General features: G+C 43.9%; 3 protein-coding genes. All 3 read right to left on the bottom strand.

Going from position 1 to position 3,940, the window contains the following annotated elements; all coding sequences use genetic code 11:
• Positions 1-328 precede the first annotated feature (328 nt).
• Genes H6G97_RS47125 through H6G97_RS47115 form a run of 3 tightly spaced genes read right to left on the bottom strand, consistent with a single transcriptional unit; the run spans position 329 to position 3,692 of the window.
• Positions 329-1,474: an aminotransferase class V-fold PLP-dependent enzyme gene (locus tag H6G97_RS47125; protein WP_190947255.1), complete on the bottom strand. Its 1,146-nt coding sequence runs from the start codon at positions 1,472-1,474 to the stop codon at positions 329-331.
• Between the two features lie 27 nt (positions 1,475-1,501).
• Complete coding sequence (locus H6G97_RS47120) at positions 1,502-3,292, bottom strand: iron-containing redox enzyme family protein (protein WP_190947254.1); 1,791 nt, start codon at positions 3,290-3,292, stop codon at positions 1,502-1,504.
• 16 nt (positions 3,293-3,308) lie between these two features.
• Positions 3,309-3,692, bottom strand: a complete 384-nt coding sequence (locus tag H6G97_RS47115; RefSeq protein ID WP_242056108.1) for an SDR family NAD(P)-dependent oxidoreductase — start codon at positions 3,690-3,692, stop codon at positions 3,309-3,311.
• Between the last annotated feature and the right edge of the window lie 248 nt (positions 3,693-3,940).

Genomic DNA, 3,940 nt, shown 5'->3' with positions numbered 1-3,940 from the left:
CCTAATTATTGCTAATCATAGTTATTACTCCAGTACTTTTCGTTTTATTCGTATTTTATTTATCTTTAAAACTTCGGATAATACGTGATTGTCTTCGGTTCCTGAATTTAATCCACTGATGTATAAAATATCCTTTCCTAAATTTTACTCATCTCAATGATTTTTTCGCACTTGTGAGAAATCCGGGTGATGTGCCAGAATGACCTGATCCCAAGAAAATACTGAATCAATCACTGGGCGAAGCTGATGACGCTCGATGAGTTTTGTCAAAGCCTCTAATTTTGCAACGCCGAATACTTCTCCTCTTGTGTTTATAAATCTATAATCCTCAGTTTTTATATGTAAGCTTAATAAGGCTCTCTATAAATTGATCGCATTCTTCCTCGGTACTACATAGATGGGGAGACACTCTGATCCCAAGTTCAGAACGCGTGTCAACATCAATGCCTAACTTCGCCAGATCCTGTGCTACAGTCAGGGGATTGTTCACTCCCAAACAAACTGTTCCCCCCCGGGTACCTAAAGTACGCGGAGTATTTACTTTAATGCCGTAAGCATCAGCAGCGGCAATAAGATAAGTGGTAAGTGATTGATTTCGCTGATAAATCTGCTCAACACCAAATTCAAGAGCAAAGCGAAGTCCAGCGCGGGAGGTATAAATAGGCTCCATCGCTGGAGTTCCTTGCTGAAACCGTCGAGCCCCAGGAGCGGGTGTAAATGTTGATTCAAATGCGGTGGGATTGAAGTGACTAAACCAACCTGGATAGATTGGTTCAAGTTGTTCTGCAAGGGATGGACGAACGTAGGCAAAGGCTAAACCTAGCCCTCCCCCCAGCCATTTGTGAGTGCCACCAACTACCACATCAGCATCAAGTGTTGTTACGTCTAACGGAATCAGACCAACAGCTTGATAGGCATCAAGAATGACGATCGCCCCTACTCTATGGGCAGCTGCAATAACCGCATTAATGTCAATGCGAGAACTATTGAGATAGGACACTAAGGATATTGCTACTACTGCTACTCGCTCGTCGATTTTTGCTACCAAAGCCTCGGCGGGAATAGATATTTTATCAACAGCCACAACTTCAGTAATTTGAAACCCTCGACGAGATTGAGCAGCCCAAAGATAGCGACAGGATGGAAAGTCTAGCTCGGAAATTATGATGCAATTCTGTTTGGCAGTCGGGTTCAAGGTAGCTGCGATCGCAGCTTGACAGGCGGTAGCACTGGGGCCGAGCGCTACCGATCCAGATGGGGCATTGAGAAGTCGTTCGATCAGCCCGAATATTTCCTCATACCTTTCCAGCCAAACAGGTAACGCTCGCCTACCCAAGAATAGGCTTTGTTTGTACTCTTCAATATCTAAAAACGCTTCATGAGGAAGACAACCAAGACTGTGAGTTGCTAGGTAGTTCCGTTCCTTGAAGAGGGGAAATTGTTGCCGCAAAGAGCTAACTTCAATAACTGACATAAAAGTTTCCTCTTTGGTCTTTTATTTCTATGAGATCAAGCATAGTTGGTAAACACCATTGAGAAAATTCGTTAGTGCAGTGTTAGTACTGTCTGCACCTCTCCGTACAGCTTCTATCATCTCATTCGAGTCTGGTATGAGGCGGGCTAGAGTGAGAGATTCGTCGGCATGACCGAGTTCGAGTTCCTCGTGCATTGTCAGCCATTCACAAGAGGAAAGCTCGACTTTTGTCCGACGAAACTCCTTGCCTACACATATATCGAACTGCTTGCCGCGAATTTCCATGATTATTGCTGCTCCCAGTCCAATGTACGGGTTTGGGTCTGAGTATACCTCTTCCATATACTGACTCAGCTCTTTTCCCGGAGCAAAAGTTGCTTCGGTTATTATCGTCGGTTGCCAGGTAGTGATCGCTGTCATGAGTTTATTAAACAGCTTTCGATGGGTGCGAGAAAAGTCTCCATCTCCCAATTCATCATTCAGCTGTTTAGTAAGAATACAACGAATTTTCTCATCATCAATTCGGGCAATAACATTAGCAAGGCGACGGGCGAAATTTTCGACGATGCCCTTCTGAACATTGGCAAGTAAAATCCAGAGATGGGGAGGATTAACTTGCTCTTCCTGCAAGCGCTGTAGGAATGGGTGGTTGGTAACGCTATTGTGTTCGTAATGCAAAACTATTTCTTCCAATGGCGAGGGAGTTTTCATAATTTTTGTCGCTCCTGCGTCTTGGGGAGGGTTAACTTTGTGCGCTTCTACAGCCAAATACAATGTTATTCGTTGCTCTTGATTTTCCCGCCGGAGTGAGGTATATTGGTGTATCCCACTTCCCTCTTCAAGAGGACGGGTTGCAAATGCTTCAATAATTGAATTGTAGCTAGAGAGTGGCAAATCGTGTTTCGTAAAATAATTATGCAGGCGGTCTCGAACTATAGCATCATTAGGAGCATAGTGAGCAATAGGTAAGTGCAAAGTTCCGCTTGAGGGAGTAACATCATCTCCTGTCACGAAGGCAAAAGCCGAAATGATTGGTTTGGCTGAGAACAAGTGAACTTCTTCTACCATTGCTTGACAAAATTCTGTTGCATCTCCTGGCACATAGTTACGAGCTATACTTAGCACCTTTTCCAAGTATTCTGGTGTTGCATCATAATGTCGTAAATAAATTTTTACTCTAGCATCCTGCCCGTGAGATAGATCGAGGGAGAAGTAACAAAATTCGTCTTTGCCTAGTTCGCGTTGGGCTGAAATTTCAGCTAAGGTTGACCAGGCACTCGTAAAGCCAAGGCGAATTAAAGTTTCTTTAATTACTGCACTAGCCTGGCTCTTACCCTGAATTTGTGGATTGAGATAGAGCTTGAATTTTGGTTCTCGCTCCGCCCAAAGACAAACACTATGCCACAGTACAAATTTTGCTTCTGAATTTTTGGGGTAAAAGATATCTTCAACTGCATAGAATCGCTCCAGGTTGACCTTGAAGACATCTACAAGCAATTGGTTAATCTGAAGCCCTGCCTGCCAATATGACTCAAGATTTGGAGAGTTACCTTGAGCTTCAAACAAAATTCGCAATTCCGGCTGATTGCCCTCAAAAGCTACTGAGAATTCAAAGGGAGTATAGTCATCTGCGATATCAGATAACCACAGCGGATAATTTTCAATAGTTTTGTTACTCCAGGGTGAAGTTAGGGATTGAAACATCTCTAGTATTTGTGGGGTTTTGGCGGTCATCCCTGCTGCATGACAGAGTGCCTCTAACTTTCCTACACCATACTCAAAATATGTTTTTCTAGTTAGTCTTTCCTGAATTATCATCAGAATATTCTCAGAATTAATTGACGTTCATAGTGCGATCGTATTCAGTTTCTGTTCGCTCAATCAATGAGGGATTTTCGCCGACAGTTCCTGCATTATTAAAAGCAATATCTAACCGATCAAAAACGCCAGCCGCTTTATCAACCATTGCTTTAACATCGGCTTCTTTCGTGACATCTGCTTGCACAAAAATCGCCTCTTTGCCAGCTTCCTTAATCAATCGAACAGTTTCTTCACCTTCATCCATTCGACGACCCACCACCACCCTTGCTTGTTGTTGGGCATAAGCGATAACTTCGTTAAGCTTTCCTTCGGAACGCTGCGCGAACGCTAACGCGGTAGCTCTACCAATGCCCGATGTCCCTCCCGTCACTAAAGCAACCTTGTCTTTAAGCATCATGATAGTTACCTCTTGTTGTGAATGGTTATGTTACTTGCGTCAAAAACTCAATGAGCAATACGTGTAGGAGCCAGCAATAAGAAGCGCCTCCTACAACCAGGATGAGTACGATCCTGGCTGCGTGCCCCATAAATCCAGTCCCGCCAGTTCCATGCCGATCAATACTGACCTACGGCGATCGGCAACTCACGTTCAATGGTTCGCAATCGTTGCGAAAAATCATTCAAGATACGTTGACGAACTGCATC

The organism is Nostoc flagelliforme FACHB-838, from assembly GCF_014698065.1.
In the GTDB taxonomy this organism is placed as follows: Bacteria; Cyanobacteriota; Cyanobacteriia; order Cyanobacteriales; family Nostocaceae; genus Nostoc; species Nostoc flagelliforme_B.
This window is presented reverse-complemented; position numbering and strand designations above follow the sequence as displayed.